The 22,179-nt window shown below is 68.4% G+C and carries 23 protein-coding genes and 1 pseudogene; 21 read left to right on the top strand and 3 right to left on the bottom strand.

From position 1 onward, the window contains the following. Position 1 precedes the first annotated feature (1 nt). From OO71_RS13795 to OO71_RS13760, 8 genes are all read left to right on the top strand, one after another. Positions 2 to 688 (top strand): TetR/AcrR family transcriptional regulator, encoded by a 687-nt coding sequence (locus OO71_RS13795; RefSeq protein WP_033290169.1) that lies wholly within the window; start codon positions 2 to 4, stop codon positions 686 to 688. A gap of 223 nt (positions 689 to 911) precedes the next feature. Beyond that, positions 912 to 2,555: a (2,3-dihydroxybenzoyl)adenylate synthase gene (locus tag OO71_RS13790; RefSeq protein ID WP_245633657.1), complete on the top strand. Its 1,644-nt coding sequence runs from the start codon at positions 912 to 914 to the stop codon at positions 2,553 to 2,555. Further along, positions 2,552 to 4,042: an FAD-dependent monooxygenase gene (locus tag OO71_RS13785; RefSeq protein ID WP_033290168.1), complete on the top strand. Its 1,491-nt coding sequence runs from the start codon at positions 2,552 to 2,554 to the stop codon at positions 4,040 to 4,042. Before OO71_RS13790 ends, OO71_RS13785 begins: the two co-directional genes overlap by 4 nt. Before the next feature lie 15 nt (positions 4,043 to 4,057). Next, on the top strand, positions 4,058 to 4,801 hold the full coding sequence (locus OO71_RS13780) for a maleate cis-trans isomerase family protein (RefSeq protein WP_033290167.1): 744 nt from the start codon (positions 4,058 to 4,060) through the stop codon (positions 4,799 to 4,801). Positions 4,802 to 4,814: 13 nt separating this feature from the next. Further along, complete coding sequence (locus OO71_RS13775; protein ID WP_033290166.1) at positions 4,815 to 5,441, top strand: VOC family protein; 627 nt, start codon at positions 4,815 to 4,817, stop codon at positions 5,439 to 5,441. A gap of 1 nt (position 5,442) precedes the next feature. Then, the gene (locus OO71_RS13770) at positions 5,443 to 5,700 is read left to right on the top strand and encodes a hypothetical protein (RefSeq protein WP_033290165.1); all 258 of its coding nucleotides are present in this window, start codon (positions 5,443 to 5,445) and stop codon (positions 5,698 to 5,700) included. Then, a complete protein-coding gene (locus OO71_RS13765) occupies positions 5,690 to 6,925 on the top strand; it encodes an alpha/beta fold hydrolase (protein WP_033290164.1) in 1,236 nt (411 codons plus the stop codon). Before OO71_RS13770 ends, OO71_RS13765 begins: the two co-directional genes overlap by 11 nt. 47 nt (positions 6,926 to 6,972) lie before the next feature. Next, positions 6,973 to 7,377: a MerR family transcriptional regulator gene (locus OO71_RS13760; RefSeq protein ID WP_033290163.1), complete on the top strand. Its 405-nt coding sequence runs from the start codon at positions 6,973 to 6,975 to the stop codon at positions 7,375 to 7,377. Between the two features lies 1 nt (position 7,378). Here the strand turns inward: OO71_RS13760 and OO71_RS47340 are convergent, their stop codons facing one another. Then, on the bottom strand, positions 7,379 to 7,825 hold the full coding sequence (locus tag OO71_RS47340) for a DUF1801 domain-containing protein (protein WP_051791525.1): 447 nt from the start codon (positions 7,823 to 7,825) through the stop codon (positions 7,379 to 7,381). Positions 7,826 to 7,955: 130 nt separating this feature from the next. Here OO71_RS47340 and OO71_RS13750 point away from each other — a divergent pair, with 130 nt between their 5' ends. The 11 genes and pseudogenes from OO71_RS13750 (at position 7,956) to OO71_RS13705 (ending at position 18,189) form a co-directional block, all read left to right on the top strand. Then, the gene (locus tag OO71_RS13750) at positions 7,956 to 8,474 is read left to right on the top strand and encodes a YlcI/YnfO family protein (protein ID WP_033290162.1); all 519 of its coding nucleotides are present in this window, start codon (positions 7,956 to 7,958) and stop codon (positions 8,472 to 8,474) included. 36 nt (positions 8,475 to 8,510) lie between these two features. Further along, entirely contained in the window at positions 8,511 to 9,356 is an 846-nt protein-coding gene (locus OO71_RS13745) for a DUF4097 family beta strand repeat-containing protein (protein ID WP_033290161.1), read from the top strand. A gap of 15 nt (positions 9,357 to 9,371) precedes the next feature. Further along, positions 9,372 to 10,349, top strand: a complete 978-nt coding sequence (locus OO71_RS13740) for a daunorubicin resistance protein DrrA family ABC transporter ATP-binding protein (RefSeq protein ID WP_033290160.1) — start codon at positions 9,372 to 9,374, stop codon at positions 10,347 to 10,349. Then, positions 10,346 to 11,155, top strand: coding sequence for an ABC transporter permease (locus tag OO71_RS13735; protein WP_033290159.1), 810 nt, complete (start codon positions 10,346 to 10,348; stop codon positions 11,153 to 11,155). Before OO71_RS13740 ends, OO71_RS13735 begins: the two co-directional genes overlap by 4 nt. 14 nt (positions 11,156 to 11,169) lie before the next feature. Then, on the top strand, positions 11,170 to 12,363 hold the full coding sequence (locus tag OO71_RS13730) for a cytochrome P450 (RefSeq protein WP_033290158.1): 1,194 nt from the start codon (positions 11,170 to 11,172) through the stop codon (positions 12,361 to 12,363). 34 nt (positions 12,364 to 12,397) lie between these two features. After that, positions 12,398 to 13,324, top strand: a complete 927-nt coding sequence (locus tag OO71_RS13725; protein WP_033290157.1) for a helix-turn-helix transcriptional regulator — start codon at positions 12,398 to 12,400, stop codon at positions 13,322 to 13,324. Between the two features lie 73 nt (positions 13,325 to 13,397). Next, positions 13,398 to 14,633 carry an acyl-CoA dehydrogenase family protein gene (locus tag OO71_RS13720; RefSeq protein WP_033290156.1) on the top strand — a complete coding sequence of 412 codons (1,236 nt, stop codon included), beginning with the start codon at positions 13,398 to 13,400 and terminating at the stop codon, positions 14,631 to 14,633. 27 nt (positions 14,634 to 14,660) lie between these two features. After that, positions 14,661 to 15,707 (top strand): annotated as a pseudogene (locus tag OO71_RS13715) (type III PLP-dependent enzyme); the annotation flags it as partial. A 36-nt stretch (positions 15,708 to 15,743) separates the two neighbouring features. Then, positions 15,744 to 16,160, top strand: a complete 417-nt coding sequence (speD, locus tag OO71_RS52170) for an adenosylmethionine decarboxylase (RefSeq protein ID WP_281178420.1) — start codon at positions 15,744 to 15,746, stop codon at positions 16,158 to 16,160. Next, the gene (locus tag OO71_RS13710) at positions 16,157 to 16,981 is read left to right on the top strand and encodes a spermidine synthase (protein WP_033290154.1); all 825 of its coding nucleotides are present in this window, start codon (positions 16,157 to 16,159) and stop codon (positions 16,979 to 16,981) included. The genes speD and OO71_RS13710 overlap by 4 nt, the downstream gene beginning before the upstream one ends. 65 nt (positions 16,982 to 17,046) lie before the next feature. After that, entirely contained in the window at positions 17,047 to 18,189 is a 1,143-nt protein-coding gene (locus OO71_RS13705) for an EstA family serine hydrolase (RefSeq protein WP_033290153.1), read from the top strand. Position 18,190: 1 nt separating this feature from the next. Here the strand turns inward: OO71_RS13705 and OO71_RS13700 are convergent, their stop codons facing one another. Continuing rightward, positions 18,191 to 19,654, bottom strand: coding sequence for an AMP-binding protein (locus OO71_RS13700; RefSeq protein ID WP_033290152.1), 1,464 nt, complete (start codon positions 19,652 to 19,654; stop codon positions 18,191 to 18,193). Positions 19,655 to 19,751: 97 nt separating this feature from the next. On the opposite strand from OO71_RS13700, the gene OO71_RS13695 reads away from it, so the two are divergent. Further along, entirely contained in the window at positions 19,752 to 20,312 is a 561-nt protein-coding gene (locus OO71_RS13695) for a QsdR family transcriptional regulator (protein ID WP_033290371.1), read from the top strand. Here OO71_RS13695 and OO71_RS13690 read toward each other — a convergent pair. Next, positions 20,309 to 21,319 (bottom strand): NADP-dependent oxidoreductase, encoded by a 1,011-nt coding sequence (locus OO71_RS13690; RefSeq protein WP_033290151.1) that lies wholly within the window; start codon positions 21,317 to 21,319, stop codon positions 20,309 to 20,311. The genes OO71_RS13695 and OO71_RS13690 overlap by 4 nt on opposite strands. Positions 21,320 to 21,414: 95 nt before the next feature. On the opposite strand from OO71_RS13690, the gene OO71_RS13685 reads away from it, so the two are divergent. Continuing rightward, on the top strand, positions 21,415 to 22,038 hold the full coding sequence (locus OO71_RS13685; RefSeq protein WP_051791524.1) for a GntR family transcriptional regulator: 624 nt from the start codon (positions 21,415 to 21,417) through the stop codon (positions 22,036 to 22,038). Positions 22,039 to 22,179: the final 141 nt, after the last annotated feature.

Below are 22,179 nucleotides of genomic sequence, written 5' to 3'. Positions count from 1 at the left end.
TATGTCCACGGCAGAGCGGGGTAAGGGATCACGCAGCGGGCTGCGCCGCACGCTGATGACGTCGGAACTCCTGGACACCGCGACGCGCCTGTTCGCGGAAAAGGGCTACGAGGCCACCAGCCTGCTGGACATCGCGAACGCGCTGAACATCTCCCGGCCCGCGCTCTACCATTACGTCAGCAAGAAGGACGACCTGCTCGCGATGCTCGTCGAGCAGGTCACGAACGGGTTCGCCGAGGTGCTCGCGCAGCTGAAGGCCCGCGACGACCTCACGCCGCCGGAGAAGATCGCCGACGTCGTCGGGCTCATGGTGCGGCAGCGGGCCGTGCATTCCGACCAGTTCCGCATCCTCGACCGGTCCGAGCCGATCCTGCCCGAACCCCTCGCGACCGAGCACCTCGCGGCGAAACGCAAAATCCTGCGCGAACTCACGGCGCTGGTGGAAGCCGGGATCGAGACGGGCGAGTTCCGTCCGGTCGACGCCAGGACGACGGCGTTGTCGTTGCTGGGGATGTGCAACTGGGTCGCGTGGTGGTTCCGCTCGGGCTCGGACGTCGAGCCGGTCGTCGCGACGATCACCGGCCTGGCCGCCGCAATGCTCGCCGCGGGCGACCACACCGGGCGGGGACGGCAGGACGCCAAGACGATCGGCGAGATCCGCGCGCTGCTGGACCGTCTCGAGGGCTGACGTCCGAGCGGTGACCGGCGCGGGCGGCTCGGTGATCACCGAGCCGCACTGTCGTCGTGGCCGTGTGCCGTGTTGGTGCCCCGTGACATGTCGTGCTCGGGGTGGTGCGATCGCCGAGTCGCGCTGCTGCCATCGACGGCGTCTTCCCAGCCAAGTGTGACACTGACGTCGAAACATCGACACACCTATTGAATTCCCCAGGCAAACGGCCTACCGTGAGGGCATGACGTTGCCTACCCCTGCCGCCCCGGTGGTCCCGTATGACGAGGTCAGCGTGCTTGCCTATCGGCGGGCCAGGTTCTGGACGGGGCGGTCGCTGCCTGCCGAGCTGTGGTCTGCGGCGCGCAGGCACGGGAGGCGGACCGCCCTCATCTCCGAGGGCACGACCTGGACGTACGACGAGCTGTTCGGCACCGCGGCCCGGTTCGCGGCCGGGCTGCGTGAGGTCGTGCGGGCGGGGGAGCCGGTGATGTTCCAGACGGGGAACGTGGCCGAGACGGTCGTCGCGTACCTCGGGTGTTTGGCTGCGGGAGCGCCGCCCGTGTGTACGTTGCCGCAGCACGGCACGCGGGAGATCGGGCTGCTGGCGCGGCACGTCGGTGCGCGGACGCTCATCACGCAGGCCGATTTCCGCGACGGGCGGCTCCGCAAGCAGGCCGAGCAGTTGCTGGCAGAAGGGGCGATCGCGGACGTCGTGGTGTGTCGCGGGGAGGCACTCGGCGCGACACCGACGTATGAAGCGCTCCTGAAAGAAGAGCCGCAGGAACCCTGCAAAGACTTCGATTCCGCCCAACCGGCGGTTTTCCAGCTCTCCGGGGGAACTACCGGACTCCCGAAGGTCGCGCCCCGGCTGCACGAGGAGTACGCCTACAACGCTCGCGCGTGGGCGACCGCCCTCAGAATGCACGAGCACACCCGGCTGCTGTATCCGTTGCCGCTCATGCACAACGCGGGGATTTCCCTTGCCCTGCAGCCCGCGATCTTCGCCGGTGCGACGCTGATCCTCGCCCCATCCGCGGACGTCGATGTCGTGCTCGACCTCATCGCCGAGCACCGGCCGGACGTGCTGCCGCTCGTGCCACCTGCGCTGGCCGTCCGGTTGCTCGAAGCGCCGCGAACGGAAGACCTGTCCTGCTTGAGGGACTTCGTCGTGGGCGGGCAGCGGCTGCCGGTCGAGGTGGCCGAGCGGCTGCGGGACGAGCTGGGCATCCGCCTCCGGCAGATGTTCGGCATGGCGGAAGGGATGTTCCTGCTCACCCCCGACGGCGCCGACGAAGCCGTGCGGCACCACACCGTCGGCGCGCCGATCTCCGCCGCCGACGAGGTGCGGATCCTCGACCCGGTTTCGGAGGACGAGGTGCCGGACGGTGAGGTCGGCGAATTCGCCGCGCGCGGGCCGTACACCATCCGCGGCTATTACCGCGCGGCCGAGCACAACCGGAATGCATTCACCCCCGACGGTTTCTACCGTACCGGTGATCTCGCCCGGCGGCACGTGACCGCGGCGGGGGTGTGCTACTCGATCGAGGGCCGGATCAAGGACGTGATCAACCGCGGCGTCGAAAAGATCTTCGCCGAGGAGGTGGAGGAAATCATTGTCCAGCATCCGGATGTCGTCACCGCCGCGCTCGTCGCGATGCCCGACCCGGTGCTCGGCGAGCGAGCCTGCGCGTACCTCGTGATGGAGGACGGCGCGTCCCCGCTGACCGTCGAAACCCTCGGCGCGCACCTGCTGGGCCGCGGGCTGGCGAAGTACAAGCTGCCCGAACGTGTCGAGGTCGTTCCGGCGTTGCCGCTGACGAACGTCGGCAAGGTCGCGAAAAACCGGCTGCGCGAGGACGTCCAAGCGAAACTGGAGGCCCGATGACCAGGCGGGTGAACGTGATCGGCGGCGGGCCCGGCGGGCTGTACGTCGCGCGGCTGCTGAAGCTGCACGACCCGGGCCTGGAGGTCGTCGTCCACGAGCGGATGGACGGTTCGCAGGCGACGTTCGGCTTCGGCGTCGGCCTCACCGAGGCCACGATGCGCAACCTCGAACAGGCTGACCCGGAGACCGCGGAGCGCGTCCGGGAGGTCAGTTACGTGGGCCATGAGCTGCGGTTTGCCGCGCCCGACCGGTCGGTGTGCCTGCACGGCGCGCGCAACCTCGCGGTCGGCCGGGCGGAGCTGCTGCGCGTTCTCGGGGAGGCGGCGACCGAGGTCGGCGTGGACTACCGAGCTGGGTCGCGCGCGGATCTGGGCACGGTGACCGGCGATGTCGTGATTGCCGCGGACGGCGTCGGCAGCGCGACGCGTACCAAGCTCAGCGCCGAACTCGGCGTCCGCACCAGTCTCGGGCGGACCCGGTACATGTGGTGCGGCGCCCCGTTTGCCGTGTCTTCGGCGTTCTTCGCGGCGGCGCAACGGGAGCGGGAACTGTTTGTCACGCATGCTTATCCGTACGCCGAAGACCGCAGCACTTTCCTGATCGAGGTCGACGACGAGACGTGGGAAAGCGCCGGTCTCGGCGGGTTCGACGCGGCGACCGGTCCCGGCGAGACCGATGAGCAAAGCGTGCAGCTGCTGGAAAAAGTGCTTGCGGACCAGTTGCGCGGCGGCGAACTGCTCACGAACCGCACGCGGTGGAGCCGGTTCGTCAACCTCGGCCTCGACCGGTGGCATTCCGGGAACGTCGTGCTGCTCGGCGATGCCGCGCACACCGCGCATTACACGCTCGGCTCCGGAACCAAACTGGCGCTGGAGGACGCGATTGCGCTGGCCGGCGCGCTGGCGGGGGAGAGTTCGCCGAGTGCCGCGTTTGCCGCGTACGAGCAGGCGCGCCGTCCGGCGGTCGAGCGGTTCAAGCAGCTCGCCGGACGCAGCCAGCGGTGGTGGGACTCCTACCGCTGGCGTGCGGATTGGCCGGCCGAGCGGCTGGGCCTGTCCTATATGACCCGCTCGGGAAACCTGACGATGGCCGATTACGCCCGTTCGGAACCCACAGTCGTCCGCACCGCGTTGGAGTGGCTGGGTACCGCTCCGTCCGGCGACCTGGACGAATGGGTGCTTGCGCAACCGTTGCAGCACAACGATTTACAGCTACGGTCGCGGATCACCACCCGGGCGGGACTCGGTCCGGTCGAGGAGTTCGCGTGGTCCGATCCGGACGTGTGGGGTGCCACCGAAGTCGGTGCCGGGGCCGGTCCGCTGCTGCTCACCGGGTCGGCGGACGAGTTCTGGGCCCGCGTCGACCTCGCCGAGCGGCTTCGCCTGCAGACCCGCCGCTGTGTCGGGGTGGAGCTCCCGCAGTCCGCCCGCGCATTCGCGGCGACCTCGATCGGGGCCGGACGCGCCGATTTCGCCGTACTGAACTGACTTCCAGGAGGATTCGTGACCAGCAATTCCCGGCGCATCGGGTTGATCGTGCCGAGTTCGAACGTCACCGTGGAAACGGAACTGCCCCGGCTGCTCGGCGGGTTTTCCTTCCACTCCAGCCGGATGCGGATGCATTCGGTTACGCCCGAACAGTTGCGGGCCATGAACGCCCAGCGCGAGCGATGCGTGCTGGAAATCGGGGACGCGCAAACGGACGTGCTGCTTTACGCCTGTCTCGTCGCAGTGATGGCCACCGGACCCGGTGCGCACCGCGACACCGAATTGCGGATTGCCGAACAACTGGCGCTCGGCGGTTCGGACACCAAGGTTCTGTCCAGTGCCGGTGCTTTGGTACGCGCGTTGAATGATCTCGAAGCGAAACGGGTCGCGCTGGTGATGCCGTACACCGAATCCGTTGCGCGCACGGTGGTCGATTACCTCGAAGCCGAGGGTTTCACGATCACCGGCTGGCGGGCGCTGGGGGTTGCCGACAATACGGAGGTCGGCTGTATCCCGGGCGAGAATGTAATGAAGGCTGCCCGCGAACTCGACCTGAGCGGCTCCGACGCGCTCGTCATTTCCTGTTGCGTGCAAATGCCTTCTCTTGACCTGGTGCAGCCCGCGGAAGACGAATTCGGTCTGCCCGTGCTTTCCGCCGCCACCGCAGGTGCGTATTCGATCCTGCGCAGTCTCGGCCTCCCCGTCGACCTGCCGGGCGCCGGTTCGCTGCTGCGCGCGGACGCCAAGGTCCAAGCCTGAAAGGAATGAAACTATGACGGACAAGCCGACGCATCGCGTGCGTGGAGTCGACCACGCCGCATTTCCGACCTTCGACCCGGTCGCCACCGTCCGGTTCTATCGCGACGTCCTGAAGTTCCCCATCGTCCATTCGATTTGCGCGGCCGGCTGGGGCCCGGAACGGCATCCGGACTTCATCCACTTCTTCTTCGACATCGGCGGCGGCGACCGGCTCGCGTTCTTCTACTACTTCGGCTGGGAACCGGCCGGGGACCAGACCGCGCCGGGGGATGCGTGGGCGCGGTTGCCGCACGACACCCCGAAGTTCTTCGCCGACAGCAGGCATCTCGCCATCAATGTCGCCGACGAGGAAGATCTGCTCGAGTACCGTCGTCGGCTCGACGATTCCGAATGGCCGGTGGAAATGCAGGTGATGCACGAAACCATCGAATCCATCTACACCCACGACCCCAACGGCTACATGGTCGAGATCACCCGTGCCCTGCGTCCCGTCACCCCGCAGGAAGACCTCGACGCCGAATTGACCCTGCAGGCGTTGTGCGATGTCGCCTCCGGAGAGACGCCGTCGATGGACAAACTGCTGACGCGTAAGGCGGAACTGATCGTCGAGCGCGCCGCGGTGTGGGAGGAGCTGGTCTGACGTGGCGAGGTTCTACGTTCTCGATGTGCCGGAGAATGTCGGGGTGATCGAGGTGGCCCGGAACAACGAGCAAAACACCGTCGACCGGCTCGGACCGTATTTCCGGATCAGCGCGCCGGACGCGATCGTGATCGATCGCCGGGCGACCGGCTGCCGGCACGCCGTCTGGTACAGCGCGATCGCCGGGCTGGAAGGTTCCGTGATCACTCAGCACGACAAGAACGCGCTGCGGGTCGAAAGGCGGGCACATGCCGGATGACGGCCTCGGCGCCGGTCGGTACCTCGCCCCCGCTGCGGTGCCCGCGAAGACCACCACGACCGCGCACCAGCTCACCACGAGCGACGGCGCGACGGTCAACGGTCTATTGAGGACAGTCCCCGGCGCGACGACGGTCGCCTTCCTCATGCATCCGCGTCAGGATTTCTCGCACCACGTGCTGGTGCCGGAGCTGCTGAGCCAGGGGTACGCGGTGTGGACGCAGGGTACGAGAAGCGTCGGCAACGACCTGACCTTGCTGCACGAGCAAGCCCTCCTGGACCTGGCTGCCGGACACGTTTACTTACGCGACAAGGGTTTCGCGCACGTAGTCCTCATCGGACACTCCGGCGGTGCCGCGCTGGGCGCCTTCTACCTCCAGCAAGCCGCGCGGACCCCGGAGCAGCGCCTCAGCCGCGCACCCAGCGGCAAGCCGGTCGAGCTCGGCAAGGCGGAAATGCCGATGGCGGACGGTTTCCTCATGATGGCCCCGCACCCTGGGCAGGGCGCCCTGTTGCTGCGGCTGATCGACCCGTCGGTCGTCGATGAGCGAGATCCGCGCTCGGCCACGCAAGAACTCGACCCGTACCACCCGGGTAACGGGTTCGCCGAACCGCCGGGATCCTCGAAGTACGACGAGGAGTTCATCGCCGAGTACCGACAGGCGCAGTACGACCGCATCGCGCGGATCGACGCCCGAGCGCGCGAACTCGCGGCGGAATCCGCAGCCGCCCGTCGCCGCTACCGCGAAACCAACGATCCGGCGGACCGTCGGACGGCCTTGGCCACCGGCGTCCTCACCGTCTACCGCACCGACGCGGACCTGCGTTCGGTCGACTTGTCGCTCGACCCGAACGACCGCCCGTACGGTTCGCTGTTCGGCCGCCGCCCGGACCTCACCAACTACGGGGTCCTCGGTTTCGGCCGCCTGACGACCCCGGATTCGTGGCTGTCGACGTGGTCGGCGATCTCCGGCAACGCCGATCTGGCCGCCTGCCTGCCGGACGTCACGGTGCCGACCCAGCTCGTCGAACTCACCGGTGATCAGGCCTGTTTTCCGGCCGACGCCAAGCGGTTCAGCGAGATCAGCGGCGCCGGCGACGTGACCCACGTCCGGGTGCCCGGACGGCACTTCGGCGCCCCCCTCCACGACGGCATGACCTCCGGCGCCACCTTGGCCGGGGCGGAAATGGGCCGCTGGCTGGACGAACGGTTCCCGAGAGAATAGGTTAGCCTAACCTTGCATCGGCGACCGCGCTGAGGTGCAATAGCGGAATGGAGTTGCACTCGATCGGCGAGGTGGCGGCGAGCCTGGGGGTACCCGTCTCGACCCTGCACTACTGGGAAAGCTGCGGCCTGATCGAGCCGTACCGCAGGTCGGGGCGCCGGTATTACGACACCGACCAGCTGTACCGCATCGCGCTGATCCGCACCTGGCGTGCAATGGGACGGCTGAGCCTCGACGACATCGCCGCCCTGCTGAACGGCGACGGCAAGCCCCGGGACTGGCGGGCCACGGTGACCGCCCGGATCGAGGCAATCGAGGCGCAGGTGTCGGACCTGCTCACGGCGCGCGCGTACCTCGACCACCTGATGACCTGCCGCCACGAAGGCGCACTCGACGAATGCCCGCACTTCCGCGCGGCGGTCGACCTTCCGCTGGTCAACGTGGCGAAATAGCCTACCGTCGCGGCCGCTGCTTCTCCGACACCGACTTCACGATCACCTGCCGCCCAGCGCTCGCGTCCAGGGGAATTCGGGCAATCGCGAGGGCGGCTTCGATCAACGCCGTCACCTCGGGCGCATCAAGGTCTTCGGGCGCGGATACCGGCAAGTGGCGGACGACCTTCCCGCTGCCGCGCAGCATCCCGGCCGGATCCGGCAGTTCCGGGCCGCGCTGGAGGAAGAACAGGTTGATCCCGTTCTTGTGGCAGGCCAGCGAGAACACCGCGTCGGACGTCCGATCGGTGGGGCCGAAGCCGATGACGAAGAAGTTGTAGTTGTCGTAGACGAGCTGCACCGCGTCCGGGAACCGCGCGGCCAGCCGTGCCCGGCAGGCGCGGATGCGCTCCCGCTTCGCGGGGGCGAACTTGTCGATGAAGCCGGTGATCTGGTCCTCGGCCTGCATCGGCTGATGCTACCCGGGCCACTCTGGCACCACGCTCTGACCTGTTGATTCTCACCTCAATGAGCTATCGTGGTGCCAAGTTGAGCCAACATGGCTTGCCATGGTGCCAACCGTGTGCCATAGTGGTGCCATGGACTTGACCTCGTATGTGAGCAACCTCGGCCGGGAGTTCGCCACCCTGGCCGAAACCGGCGGTGAAGAGGGGCGCGAACTGGTCGAGCGCCTGACCGGATCGCTCGAATCGGCGATCCGGATGACCTTGCTCGACGCGCTCTCCGGGGCCGCCGACGAAATCACCCGGGACCTTGCCCCGGGTTCGGTCGAGCTGCGGTTGCGCGGACGCGACCCGAGCTTCGTGGTGAACACGCCGTCCGCGGAAGCGGCCCCGGCCACGGAAGAAAGCCCGGCCGCGCCCGACAGTGAGCTGCTGATTGCCGAAGACGGGCCGTCCGCGCGGATCAACGTGCGGTTGCCCGAGCAGCTCAAAGCCGCGGTCGAGGAGGCCGCGGCCAAGGAGGGCCGGTCCGTCAACGCGTGGCTCGTCCGCGCGGCCGCAGGAGCACTGCAGCGGTCCGATCGCGATCAGCGCACCGAACCTTCCGACAGTGGCAAGCGCAGCAAACAGCGCTTCACCGGCTGGGTCCGCTAGCCACCAAAACCACGTACCAGAACTGAGGGGACAACCATGCCCAATTTCGAGACATCAGAACCGATTTCCGCCACCGTCGAGCTCGGTGCCGGGCGCGTGCGGATCGTCGCGGGGGACCGTACTGACACGGTCGTCGAGGTCCGGCCCAGCGACGAATCCGACGAGTCCGACGTGAAGGCAGCGCAGCAAGTCCGCGTCGACTACACCAATGGCACGCTGCACGTCATCGGGCCGCGGCAGCGCGCGTTCGACTTCTCGCGCAAGACCAGGTCGGTCGACGTTTCGATCAGCCTCCCCGCCGGGTCTCGCGTGTCCGGTGACCTGCAGGCGGGCGACTTCCGCAGCGAAGGACGGCTGGGGGACAGCCAGTTCAAGACCTCCGCCGGGAACGTCCGGCTCGCCCGCACCGGCACGCTGCGCGTCGACACCTCCGCCGGGCACATCACCGCCGACACCGTCGCGGGCAGCGCCGACATCTCGACCGGGTCCGGGAAGGTCCGGCTCGGCGAGGTCGAGGGCACCGTGGTGGTCAAGAACTCCAACGGGGACACCACGGTCGACGCGGCCACCGGCGACGTGCGGGTGCGCTCGGCCAACGGCGACATCACCGTCGGGCGCGCCGGGGCCGGAGTCGACGCGAAGTCGTCCAACGGCGCCATCCGGGTGGGCGAGGTCGTCCGCGGCTCGGTCGTGCTCGCGACGTCGATGGGTGACCTGAACGTCGGCATCGCCGAGGGCACCGCCGCGTGGCTCGAGGTGAACACGAGCTTCGGGCACGTCCACAACCAGCTGGACACCGCGGGCAGCCCCGGCGCGTCCGACGAAACCGTCGAGGTCCGCGGCCGCACTTCTTACGGCGACATCACCATCCACCGTTCCTGAACCTGGAGAAAACCCATGACCAGCAACCATTCCGCGCCGGCGATCGCGGTCCGCGGACTGCGGAAGTCGTTCGGCGACCACGTCGTGCTCGACGGGATCGACCTCACCGTCCCGCGTGGCACGGTCTTCTCGCTGCTCGGCGCGAACGGCGCGGGCAAGACCACCACCGTGAAAATCCTGTCCACGTTGATCAACGGCGATTCCGGTACCGGGCAGGTCGCCGGGTACGACGTCGCCGGGGAAGCCGACGCGGTGCGGGCGTCGATCGGCGTCACCGGCCAGTTCTCCGCGGTCGACAATCTGCTCACCGGCGAGGAAAACCTGCTGCTGATGGCGGATCTGCACCATCTCGGCCGTGCTGAACGGCGCAGCCGCACCCGGCAGCTGCTCGAGCAGTTCGATCTCGTCGAAGCCGCGAAGAAGCCCGTGTCGACGTACTCCGGCGGCATGCGGCGGCGGCTCGACCTGGCGTTGACCCTGGTCGGCAGCCCGCAGGTGATCTTCCTCGACGAGCCGACCACCGGGCTCGACCCGCGCAGCCGCCGCGCGATGTGGCAGATCGTGCGTGACCTGGTGGCGTCCGGCGTCACGATTTTCCTCACCACGCAGTACCTCGACGAGGCCGACGAGCTCGCCGACCGTATCGCGGTGCTCGACCACGGCAAGATCGTCGCCGAGGGCACTGCCGAGGAGCTCAAGCGGCGCATCCCCGGCGGGCACGTCCGGCTGCGTTTCGCCGACGCCGAGCACCTCGACACCGCAATGCTCGCACTGGGCCACGCGTCGCGCGAGAACGACACGCTCGCCCTGCGGGTGCCAAGCGACGGCAGCCTGCATTCGCTCAAATCGCTGATCGACCGGCTCGACCAGCAGGCCATCGAGGTCGACGAGCTGTCCGTGCACACCCCCGACCTCGACGACGTCTTCCTGGCTCTCACCGGCAGCCCTGCCGGCACCGACACCGACACCGACCAGAAGGTGACCACGTCATGAGTACCCTGACCGCCCCGGATCTGCGGTTCCACCCACTGCGCGATTCGGTGACCATGTTGCGCCGCAACCTGAAACACATGCTGCGGTACCCGTCGCTCACCGTGATGCTCGTCGGGATGCCGGTGGTGTTCCTGCTGTTGTTCGTCTACGTCTTCGGCGGCACGCTCGGCGCCGGCCTCGGCGGGGCAGGTGGCGGACGCAGCGAGTACGTCAACTACGTCGCCCCGGCGATCATCTTCATGACCATCACCGCCACCGTGCAGGGCACCGCGATCTCGGTCGCGATGGACCTCACCGAAGGCGTCATCGCCCGGTTCCGCACCATGCATATCGCCCGCGTTTCGGTGCTCACCGGACACGTGCTCGGCAGTGTGCTGCAAGGGTTGTTCAGCCTGAGCATCGTGGTCGGCGTGGCCTTGCTGGTCGGCTTCCGTCCGCAGGCCAGTGTCGGCGGCTGGTTTGCCACGGCCGGATTCCTGGCGCTGGTGACGTTTGCGCTCGTGTGGCTGTGCGTCGCGCTCGGCCAGGTGAGCAAGAGCGTCGAAACCGCGAGCAACATCCCGATGCCGCTGCTGTTCCTGCCGTTCTTCGGCAGCGGGTTCGTCCCCACCGACTCGATGCCCGCCGGGCTGCGGTGGTTCGCCGAGTACCAGCCGTTCACGCCGATCATCGAAACCCTGCGCGCGCTGCTGATGGACAAGCCGCTCGGCAGCAACCTGTGGTTCGCGCTCGGCTGGTGCGCGCTGATCGCGCTGGGCGGCTACCTCTGGTCGAAGAAGCTCTTCAACCGCGAGTACTCCCGCTGAAAGGGGCGTGCGTAATGGAACCGATTCTCGACAGTCTTCCGCTCGCCCGTCCGAACGGCTGCCCGTTCGACCCGCCGCGGGAGCTCACCGAAATCCGCGAGCAGCACCCGCTGGTCCGGATGACCTATCCGGACGGGCACGTGGGCTGGCTCGTCACCGGGTACGAGCAGACCCGCGCGGTGCTCGCCGACCAGCGGTTCAGCTCGCGGTACGAGCTGGCGCACTATCCCTTGCCCGGGATGGAAAACGTGCCCGAGCTGCCGCCCGCCCCGGTCGGCGACATGACCGGGATGGACGCGCCGGAGCACACGCGGTACCGGAAACTGCTCACCGGCAAGTTCACCGTCCGCCGGATGCGGCTGCTCACCGAGCGGGTCGAGCAGATCGCGGCGGAGTACCTCGACCGGATGGAACGGCAGGGCCCGGACGCGGACCTCGTGCAGGCCTTCGCCCATCCCATTCCGGCGGTCACGATCTGCGAGCTGCTCGGGGTGCCGTACGAGGATCGCGATTCCTTCCAGGACCAGGCTGCCGCGACCACGCGGGTGGACCTGCCCGAGGAAGAGCGGTTCGCCGCGTACATGGCACTCCAGGATTACGTCGCCCAGCTCGTCTCGGCCAAACGCGCTGAGCCGACCGACGACCTGCTCAGCGACCTCACCGGCAGCGACCTCACCGACGAGGAGTTGACCGGGCTGGGCACCTTCCTGCTGGCCGCCGGTCTCGACACGACGGCGAACATGCTGGCGCTGGGCGCATTCGCGCTGCTGAACAACCCGGCCCAGCTCGCCACGCTCCGGGATGATCCGGGAATCGCGGACCAGGCCGTCGAGGAGCTGATGCGGTACCTGACCATCGCGCACACCGGGATGCGGGCCGCGCTGGAGGACGTCGAAATCGGCGGGCAGGTGATCAAGGCGGGGGAGTCGGTGACGGTGTCGCTGCAGGCCGCCAACCGGGACCCGGCGCGGTTCGCCGACCCGGACGCGCTCGACGTCACCCGGCACGCGGCCGGGCACGTCGGCTTCGGGCACGGCATCCACCAGTGCCTCGGGCAGCAGCTGGCCAGGGTGGAAATGCGGGTGGCGTTCCCGGCGCTCGTCACACGGTTCCCGGCGCTGCGGCTCGCGGTGCCTGCCGGGGAGGTCCCGCTGCGGCCGGACCACCAGAACATCTACGGCGTCCACCGGCTCCCGGTGACCTGGTAAGCGCCTTATCCTGGAGTGGCGGGAGGTGAGCGGGATGACGCAATGGGACACCGCCGCCGTGCCCGGCCGGGAGCAGTTCGGGTACTGGCACGAGGTGATCTGCCAGGCGTTCGTCCCGCTCACGCCGGTGCTCGGCGAGGTCCGGCCGGATTTCCCGGCCACCGTCGAGACCCGGCCGATGGTGGCGATGAACCGGGCGCTCATCTCCTCCCAAGCGCAGCTGACGCGGCACGGGCCGAAGGAGGTCGCGGCCACCGCGGACCCGTTCTACTTCGTGAACCTGCAGGTTGACGGTAGGTGCCGGGTGCAGCACAGCGGTAAGGACTCGCTCGTCGAGCCGGGGCAGTTCGTTGTCCTCGACACGACCCGGCCGTACTACCTCGATTTCGACCGCTCCTGGCGGATGCTGTCGTTCCGCGTGCCGCACCGGGACCTCGACCGCAAGCTGGCCGGGTACCGCCCCGAGCTGGGGGTGCCGATCCGCGGGACCGGGGTCGGGTCGGCGGCGGTCGCGCTGATGACCGCGTTGTGGAACACCTCGGCACCGATCGGGGCTGCACGGGAACTGGAGCAGGCGTTCGGGTCCGCGGTCGCCGCCGCGCTCACGGCGATGCCGTTGGCGGAGGAGATCGCGGGCCCGGTCAGCCGGACGATCGTGCTGGCGTACGTCCGGGAGCATCTCGCGGACGAGTTGTCGGTGGACAGCGTGTGTGCCGAGTTCGCCATCTCGCCGCGGTCCCTGCACAAGATCTTCGCCGGGAGCGACGAGACTTTCGCCGCCACCGTCCGGCGGCTGCGGCTGGAGGAGGCGGCCGAGCTGCTGGCCGACCCGCGGCGTCCCGTGGCGAACGTGGGGGAGGCGGTGGGAATGCCGGACCCGAGTTCGTTCGCCCGCGCGTTCCGGCGCCATCACGGCGTCAGCCCGCATGAGTATCGAAGGCGCGAAATGCACAGCAGCTGAGCACAACGGGTCTGGTGGCCGGGCCGGTCCGGCGGGATTCTGGGGAGAACCCCGGCCTGGAAAGAGGACCACCGTGACTGTTTCGTTCACCCTCACCCCCGAGCAAGAGCAGCTGAAGCAGGCTGTCCGCGGGTTCGCGCGGAGCGAGTTCCCCGGATTGATGGCGCGCGTGCGGGCGGAAGCCGACCCGAAAGCCCGCGCCGACCTGCTGCGCCCGACCTTCGAGAAGGCTGTCGCGGCGGGATTCCTCCGCGGCCTCATCCCGGTCCCGTTCGGCGGTGCCGCGTCCAGCGGCATCGACGCGGCGATTTTCGTGGAGGAATGGGCGGCCGAATCGCCGGACTTCACCATCTCGTTCGCCGGTCCGCTGATTGCGCTGGCGCCGGTGTACGAGGTGGGCACGCCCGAGCAGATCCAGCGGTTCGTCGCGCCGTTCCTGGCCGACGCGGGCGCGCCGGTCGCCGCGATGGCGTACAGCGAACCGGAAGGCAGCGCGAACTTCGACGCCCCGCCGCCGGCTGCGGGCCTGCTCACGACCGCGGTGCCGGACGGCGACGAGTGGGTGATCAATGGGCGTAAGGCGTGGGCGTCGCACCTGTCCGGCTGGGACGGGGACGGTCCTGACCTCATGACCATCGTCTGCCGCACTCCCAGCGGGATCTCACTGATCGTGGCCGAGCGGGCACAGCTCGCCGGGCATCTCGAGGTCGAGGAGTACTACGACCTGCACGGCCTGAAAGGCTGCCTCACCACCCGGGTCAAGCTGACCGACGTCCGCGTGCCGAAGGCGAACCTGCTCGGTTCGGAAGGTGACGGTGCGCGGTTGACGCGTAACGCATTCTTTGCGAGCGGGGCGTCGATCGGCAGTTTCGCGGTGGCGGCGATGCGGCAGGCGTGGGATATCGCGTATCGCTTCGCCGTCGCCGAGAAGCGCGGGGGAGCGGTGCCGATCATCGAGCATCAGGCGGTTTCGGATGTGCTCGCCGACACCAAAGGCAAGATCGAGGCGGTCCGGCTGCTGTCGTGGCGGGCGCTCGACGCGGTGCTCGCGCAGGACCCGGCCGCGCCCGAATTGGCCTTGCACGCCAAGGTGTTCGGCTCGGAAACCGGGGTCAGCGTGGTGAACGACCTGGTGAAGATCGTCGGCGTGACGGCGTACGACGAGCGCTTCCCGATCCTGCGGTACCTGGCCGACGCGCTCGCGTACCCGATCATCGAGGGCAGCAACACCGGGGTCCGCCGTCGCCAGCTGCACGGCCTGTTCGCCACCGAGGGTTATGACCCGCTGGCGGTGTCCGGGATGTCCTGATCGGGAGCGAACCTATACTTGGGCGTCGTGACCGAAGCCAGCCGTGCGTTCCTGGACGACCGAAGCCCGCCGACCCCGTGTCTGGTCATCGACCTCGACGCGGTGCGGGAAAACTGTGTCCGGCTGCGGAATGCCCTGCCCGAGGCGCGGATGTACTACGCGGTGAAGGCGAATCCGGCGCCGGAGGTCGTGCGGCTGCTGGTGCGCGCAGGTGCGGGTTTCGACGTCGCCGGGCGCGAGGAGATCGAGCTCTGCCTGGGTGCGGGTGCGGACCCGGCGGTGCTCTCGTACGGCAACACGGTGAAGAAGGCGCGGGACATCGCCTTCGCGCATCGCGTCGGGGTGCGCCGGTTCACTTTCGACAGCGTCGAGGACCTCGAGAACATCGCTGTGCACGCGCCGGGGGCGACGGTGTCGTGCCGGATTCTCGTGGACAGTTCCGGTTCGCAGACGCCGTTCGGGCGCAAGTTCGGGTGTGCGCCCGAGATGGCGGTGGACCTGCTGGTCCGGGCTGCCGCGCTCGGGCTGGATCCGGAGGGGGTCGCGTTTCACGTCGGGTCCCAGCATCTCGACCCGCAGGCGTGGGATGCCGGGATCGCGCTCGCTGCCCGGGTCGGCGGTCTGGTGGCCGAGCGGGGGGTTTCGTTGCGGGGATTGAACATCGGGGGCGGATTGCCGGGGAGGTACTTGGTCGATCCGCCGCCGCTGGCCGATTATGCGGCAGCCATTCGCGCGTCGGTCCGGCGGCATTTCCCGGTCGCGCCGGAGCTGTCGTTCGAACCGGGGCGTGCGTTGGTTGCCGACGCGGGAGTGATCCGGAGCGAGGTCGTGCTGGTGTCGCGGAAATCCGCGGCGGACGAGAAGCGCTGGGTATACCTGGACATCGGGCGGTACGGCGGGCTGGCCGAGACGGAAAACGAGGCCATCGCGTACCGCCTGGAAACCGCGTACGACGGCACTCCCGACGGCCCCGTGATCATCGCCGGACCGACTTGCGACGGCGACGATGTGCTGTACCAACGCACTCCGTATCGGTTACCGCTGGCGCTGCGGGCCGGAGATCACGTGGACTTGCTGAGCGCTGGTGCTTATACGCAAAGCTATTCTTCGGTGTCGTTCAACGGCTTCCCTCCACTTCGGACTTACTTCGTCGGCGGAGAATCCGGCGGGGTAGGCGAATTCGCCGGACGGCACGTGCTGGCCGAGTTCTCCGGCGTGCGGCCCGACCTGCTCGACGACGAAGCTTTCCTGTGCGAGAGCTTGGAACGCGCGCTGGACAAGGCAGGCGCGACGGTATGCGAGATCACGTCCAAGCAATTCGAGCCGCATGGTGTCACGGTGGTTGCGTTGCTTTCGGAGTCGCATGCTTCGATCCATTCGTACCCGGAACGCGGGTCGGTCTTCGTGGACGTGTTCACCTGCGGCCGCCGGGCTGACCCGGAACTGGCCGTGCAGCTGTTGCGCGACCTGCTCGGGGCCAGCGTTTCGCGGATCACCACCATCCACAGAGGACAGGAAGACGGTTGAACATCGAGGAACCCGTCGGCGCTGGGCTGACCAGGGTGTGGCAAGTGTCGGACGTGCTGGTGGACACCCATACGCCGTACCAGCATCTGGTGATCGGCAAGACCGCGCAGGGGATTTCGCTTTTCTGTGACAACGAACGGCAGAGTACCGAGTTCAGCCAGCTCGTGTACCACGAGGCGTTGCTGGTTCCCGCGCTGCTGCTGGCGTCCACTGTGGACCGCGTGCTGGTGGTCGGGTCGAGTGAAGGTGTGGTGTGCCAGATCGCTGCCGCTGCAGGCGCTTCGGTGGACCACGTGGACATCGACACCGCCGCGGTTCGGCTGTGCGCCGAGCATCTTCCCTATGGCTACTCTCCCGAGGAACTGGTCCGCGCTGAACGCGGCGACGGCCCGATCCGGGTGCATTACACCGACGGCTGGGAATACGTCCGCACTTGCGCGGAGAAGTACGACATCGTCCTGGTCGATCTGCCGGACGAACAGGACGGTACCGAGGCGCAGCACAACCGCTTGTACGGTGCGGATTTCCTGCGTTCGTGCCGGGCTTTGCTGACTCCCGGCGGGGTGGTCGCGTACCAGGGTGGCTGCCCGACCCTGTGGCGCAACTCGACGCTGGTGAAGTGCTGGCGGCGGTTCACGGAGGTCTTCCCGGCGCCGGTGTATTTCGGCTCGGCTGAGCACGAGTGGGCGTTTTTCTTCGGTACCGAGTCGCCGGTGCCTTCTCTTGAGGATCGTCTGCCGGCGCTGCGGTACCGCCCGGAGACGATCGATGCACTCACGCTGCGGGGGGCCACTGTGCCGCCGGTCAGTCTTCGCCGCTGACCCTTGCATCATTCTCGAATTCGTTGCACAGTAGATCCGGCCGGGGGTTCGCTCAAGGAGGACACATGCCGGATGCCGTGCAGGGCCACGTCGACGATCGGTTTGCTCCCGTGCGCGACGTCTTCGAGAAGCACCTCGCCAGCGGGCAGGAGGTCGGGGCGTCGCTTGCGGTCGACCTCGATGGGGAGACCGTCGTCGACCTCTGGGGTGGGCATGCCGACGCCGCGCGTACCCGGCCGTGGGAGCGCGACACCGTGGTCAACGTGTGGTCGGTCAGCAAGACCATCACCAGCCTCGCTGCGCTGGTGCTCATCGACCGGGGCCTGCTCGACCCCGCCGCGCCGGTCGCCCGGTACTGGCCGGAGTTCGCGCAGAACGGCAAGGAAGACGTCACCGTCGCGCACCTGATGAGCCACACGTCCGGGGTGTCGAGCTGGGAAAAGCCCTGGTCGATCGAGGAGTACTACGACTGGGACCGCTCGACCGCCGCGCTCGCCCGGCAGGCGCCGTGGTGGCCGCCGGGTACCGCGTCCGGGTACCACGCGAGCAACCAGGGGCATCTGGTCGGCGAGGTCGTCCGGCGGATCACCGGGCGGCCGCTGCGGGAGTTCGTGCGGACCGAGCTCGCCGAGCCGACGGGCGCGGACGTTCAGATCGGCCTTGCCCCGGCCGATGACCAGCGGCGCGCGGAGATTCTGCCGCCGCCAGGGGACGCGGTCGATTTCTCGCAAATGGACCCGGATTCGCCGATGGTCAAGACGTTCTCGACCGCGCCGACCGACGCAACCAAGGCGAACGACGAGGCCTGGCGGCGCGCGGACATGGGCGCGGTCAACGCGCACACCAACGCACGCGGGCTGATCCGGCTCATGTCGGCGGTGTCGCGCGGTGGCGTGGCGGGCGGGGTCCGGTTGCTGCGGCCCGAAACCGTCGAGCGGATTTTCGACGTGCACGCCGACGGGGTCGACCTCGTCCTCGGCGTCCCGTTGCGCTGGGGCCTCGGATTCGGTCTGCCGCAACCGGAAACGGTGCCGTTCATTCCCCGCGAGAAGGTCTGTTTCTGGTGCGGCTGGGGCGGTTCGGCGGTCGCGATGTACCCGGACCGCCGGATGACGGTCGGCTACACGATGAACGCCATGGGCCCGGGCCTCGTCGGCTCTGACCGCACCGCCGCGTACTTCGACGCCATCCACCGCGCTGTTGGCTGATTCACCGCGCCCGCACGGCGTTCCGGGCCACCGCGTCCCGGTCGATCTCGCGTTTGAGGAGCTTCCCCGTCGAACCGCGGGGAAGCTCCTCGACCAGCTGGTACAGCCGCGGCACCTTGTACGCGGCCACCCGTTCCGCCAGCCAGCCGCGCAGCTCGGCGGGATCGATCCGAGCATTGGCGGCCGGTACGACCACCGCGGCGATTTCCTCACCCAGCCGCGCGTCGGGGACGCCGACCACCGCGGCCTCCTGCACCCCCGGGTACGCGTAGAGCTGTTCCTCGATCTCCCGCGGGTACACGTTGTAGCCGCCGCGGATGATCAGGTCTTTCTTGCGGTCGACGATCCAGAGGTAGCCGTCGTCGTCCATCCGGCCGAGGTCGCCGGTGTGCACGACGTTTCCGTTACTCTCGCGGCCCCAGTATCCGGCGAACACCACCGGTCCGCTGATGGTCACCTCGCCGACTTCGCCGACCGGCACCGGGTCGCCGTCGTCATCGAGGACGCGAATCGTGAGCCCGGGCAACGGTTGTCCCGCGCTGCCTTCCTTTGCCGGACGGCCCGGCCGCGCGAACGATCCGGCCGACGCGGTTTCGCTCAGCCCGTACCCGTCGAGCACGGTGACTCCGAACCGGTCTTCGAACGTCCGGGCGACTTCCGCCGGCAACCCGGCCCCGCCCGACGCCGCGAGCCGAAGGTCGGACAGCTCCGCCGCCGATGTTGCGTGCAGCATTCCGATCCACATCGTGGGTACGCCGCACAGGATGGTCAGGCGGTGCTCCGCGGCCAGGTCCAGCAGCGCCTCGCCGGAGAACTTCGTGACCAGCGAAACCGAGGCGCCCGCCCGCAACGCCGACATCAGGACCGCCACCTGACCGAAGACGTGGAAGAGCGGCAGCGCGGTGCCGAACCGCTCGGCGCTGGTGATCGTGAGGAGCTCGTGGTAGGCCGTCACTGCCGCGGCAATGTTGCCGTGCGTCAGCATCGCGCCCTTCGGCCGTCCGGTGGTACCCGACGTGTAGAGCAGCACGGCGACGTCGGTGTCCGCGCGGGGGAGTGGCCGGAAATCCCTTGCGCTGCCGAGATCTGCAGGGATCACGAGCACGCCGACCCCGGTTTTTTCCGCTGCCTTCCCCGGGCGTTCGGCGCAATCCTCTTGCGTGACAACGAGACTGCAGCCGGAATCAGTGAGAAAGTACTCGAATTCGGGTACCGCGCACAGCGGGTTCACCGTGACCACGGTGGCGCCGACGGCGAGCGCGCCGAGGTACGCGACGGTGAACTCGAGCCCGGTCGGCGCGACGAGGAGAACCCGGTCACCCGGCCGGATGCCCCGCTCGGTGAGCAGCTCGCCGAAAGCCCCGGCCCGGGCGGTGAGGTCCCGATAGGACAGTGCCGTTCCCCCGGCCCGGACAGCGATTTTCCCCGGCTCGTGTTCCCACACGGCACTGACCACATTCGACACTGGCACTCCCGGCAGATGCAACGTTTACCAAAATGGTGCACTCTCGGCCGGGTAATGGCAACCCCCTGCTCCGGAAGGGATCACTAGGATGCCGGACATGAACACGCCGAAGTCCACGGACGACCGCCCCGGCGCGACCACCGCGTTCCGGCTCGCGCGGCGCCGGTTCGTCGCGGGCGAGCGGATCGACATGCAAGTGCTCGCGGCCGATCTCGGGGTGGACCGCAGCACGCTGTTCCGCTGGGTCGGCAACCGCGACAAGCTGGTGGTCGACATCCTCATCTCGCTCACCGACCCCACGCTCAAGCTCGCCGTGGACAAGGCGGCGGGTTCCGGCGGCGCGCGGATCGCGGACGTCGCGGGTGAGTATGCCCGGACGCTCGTCGAGGCGGACTTCTTTCACACTTTCGTGCGCCGGGAGGCCGAACGGTCGCTGCGGCTGCTGACCTCGCGGGCGAGCCCGATGCAGGGATACGTCGTGAGCTGGTTCGAGCGGCTGCTGGAGGAGGAGCAGCTGACCCATCCGATGGCGCTGCACGACCTCGCGTACCTGATCGTCCGGATCATCGAATCGTTCGTGTACGCGGACATGATCATCGGCGAGGAACCCGACCCGGACAAGGTCCGGGCCGCGATCGCCGCCTTGCTGCACACCTAGGCAGGCGCGGAGATCCGCACCAGCATCTTGCCGACGTTGTCGCCGCGCAGCTGGCCGATGAACGCGCCGGTCGCGTTTTCGATGCCGTCCACCACGGTTTTGCGGTTGGCGAGCAGGCCGTCGCGTACCCAGCCGGAGGCTTTGGTGAAGTAGTCGTCGTACCCGGCGAGGTGATCATAGACGATGAAACCCTGCAGCCCCAGCCGTTTTCCCACTGCGGCCGCGAGATTGTTCGGCCCCGGCTGCGGTTCGACGGCGTTGTACTGCGAAACCGCGCCGCACAGCGCGATCCGGCCGTGGGGCCGCATGGCGCCGATGGCGACTTGGAGGTGTTCGCCGCCGACGTTGTCGAGGTAGATGTCGATCCCGTCCGGTGCGGCGGCGGCGAGATCCTGTTTCAACGTACCGGCGCGGTAGTCGATGGCGTGGTCGTAACCCAGTTCCTCGACGAGGATCCGGCATTTCTCCGGCCCGCCCGCCGACCCGATCACCGTCGCGGCGCCGAGCTGCCGAGCGATTCCGGCGGCCGTGGTACCGACCGCGCCTGCGGCCCCGGACACGAACACGACCGAACCCGGTTTCACCGGCGCGATTTCGGCAAGCGCGAGGTAAGCGGTGTACCCGGTGAGGCCGACGGCGCTGAGGATGTCGGACGGGTCATCGAGCGTCTCCGGCACGATCCGGACCTGGTCCGCGGGCAGCACGGCGTACTCGCGCCAGCCGAGAACGTGCTGCACCGTCGCGCCGACCGGTACGGAATCCGCGTTCGACGCCACGACGGTCCCGGTCGCGCCGGCCTCCATCGGCTCGCCGAGCTCGAACGGCGCGATGTACGTGCGCACGCCGCGCATCCGCCCCCGCATCCCCGGGTCCACCGACATCCACTCGTTGCGCACCACGACCTCACCCGGCCCCGGCTCGCGGACGTCGACCTCCCGCAGCTCGAAGTCCGCCGCGACCGGTTCGCCGACCGGCCGCGACACCAGCAGCCATTCCTTGCTCTTCATGTCATGCAACATATCAGGAAATGTTGCAAGCGTCGACGGTGCCGGTGCGGTCGCCGTGCGTGATATACCGGCGGTATCCACCTCGGAGGGCAGTGATGAGCGAGCGCGACAAGGTTTACGCCTACGTACGGGATTCGGTGATTTCCAACCCGGCGTCGGTCGGCCAGTTCATGGACGAACGGGAAATCGCGGCGAAGGTCGGCGTGTCCCGGACGCCGGTGCGCGAGGCGCTGCTGATCCTGGCCGCCGAGGACCTGGTCGAGCTGATCCCTCGCCGTGGGGCGTACCTGGCGCCGCTGACCGGCCGCGACATCGCGGAGCTGATGACCTTCCGCGAGCTGCTCGAAACGCACGCCGCCCGCGTCGTGATCGAGCAGGATCGCGCCCCGGTACCGGACATGCACGAGGCGATTTCCGTACAGGAGAAGCTGGTCGACCGGTCCGAGCCCGACGAATTCCTCGCGCAGGACGTGCTTTTCCACACGGCACTGGTCGAGGCGGCGGGAAACTCGCTGATCGCCAAGGCGTACCGGGGACTGCGGACCCGGCAGCTGCGTTCGGGGCTGGCCGCGGTGCTGACGGCGCGCGGCCGGCAGGCGGAGGTGGTGGCGGAACACCGGGAGATCCTGTCGGCCGTGGACGCAGGCGACGCGCCCCGCGCGGTGGCGGCGATCGGCAAGCACCTGACGACCACCCATCGGATCATCACCGGACACTAGGGTCTCCTCGGCAACCGTCCGTGAAGGGAACCCTCACGGAAGCAGGGCGGATTCGAGGGGTGGTTGCAACGCGGGTGGTTAGTTGGTGTGGGTGAGGAGTGTAGTGAGGCGTTCGGCGGGGGTGTCCCAGTCGAGTGTTTT

Source organism: Amycolatopsis jejuensis (assembly GCF_000717335.1).
Lineage (GTDB): Bacteria > Actinomycetota > Actinomycetes > Mycobacteriales > Pseudonocardiaceae > Amycolatopsis > Amycolatopsis jejuensis.
The sequence above is the reverse complement of the archived record's forward strand: the minus strand, read 5'-3'. Positions and strand labels throughout refer to the sequence as shown.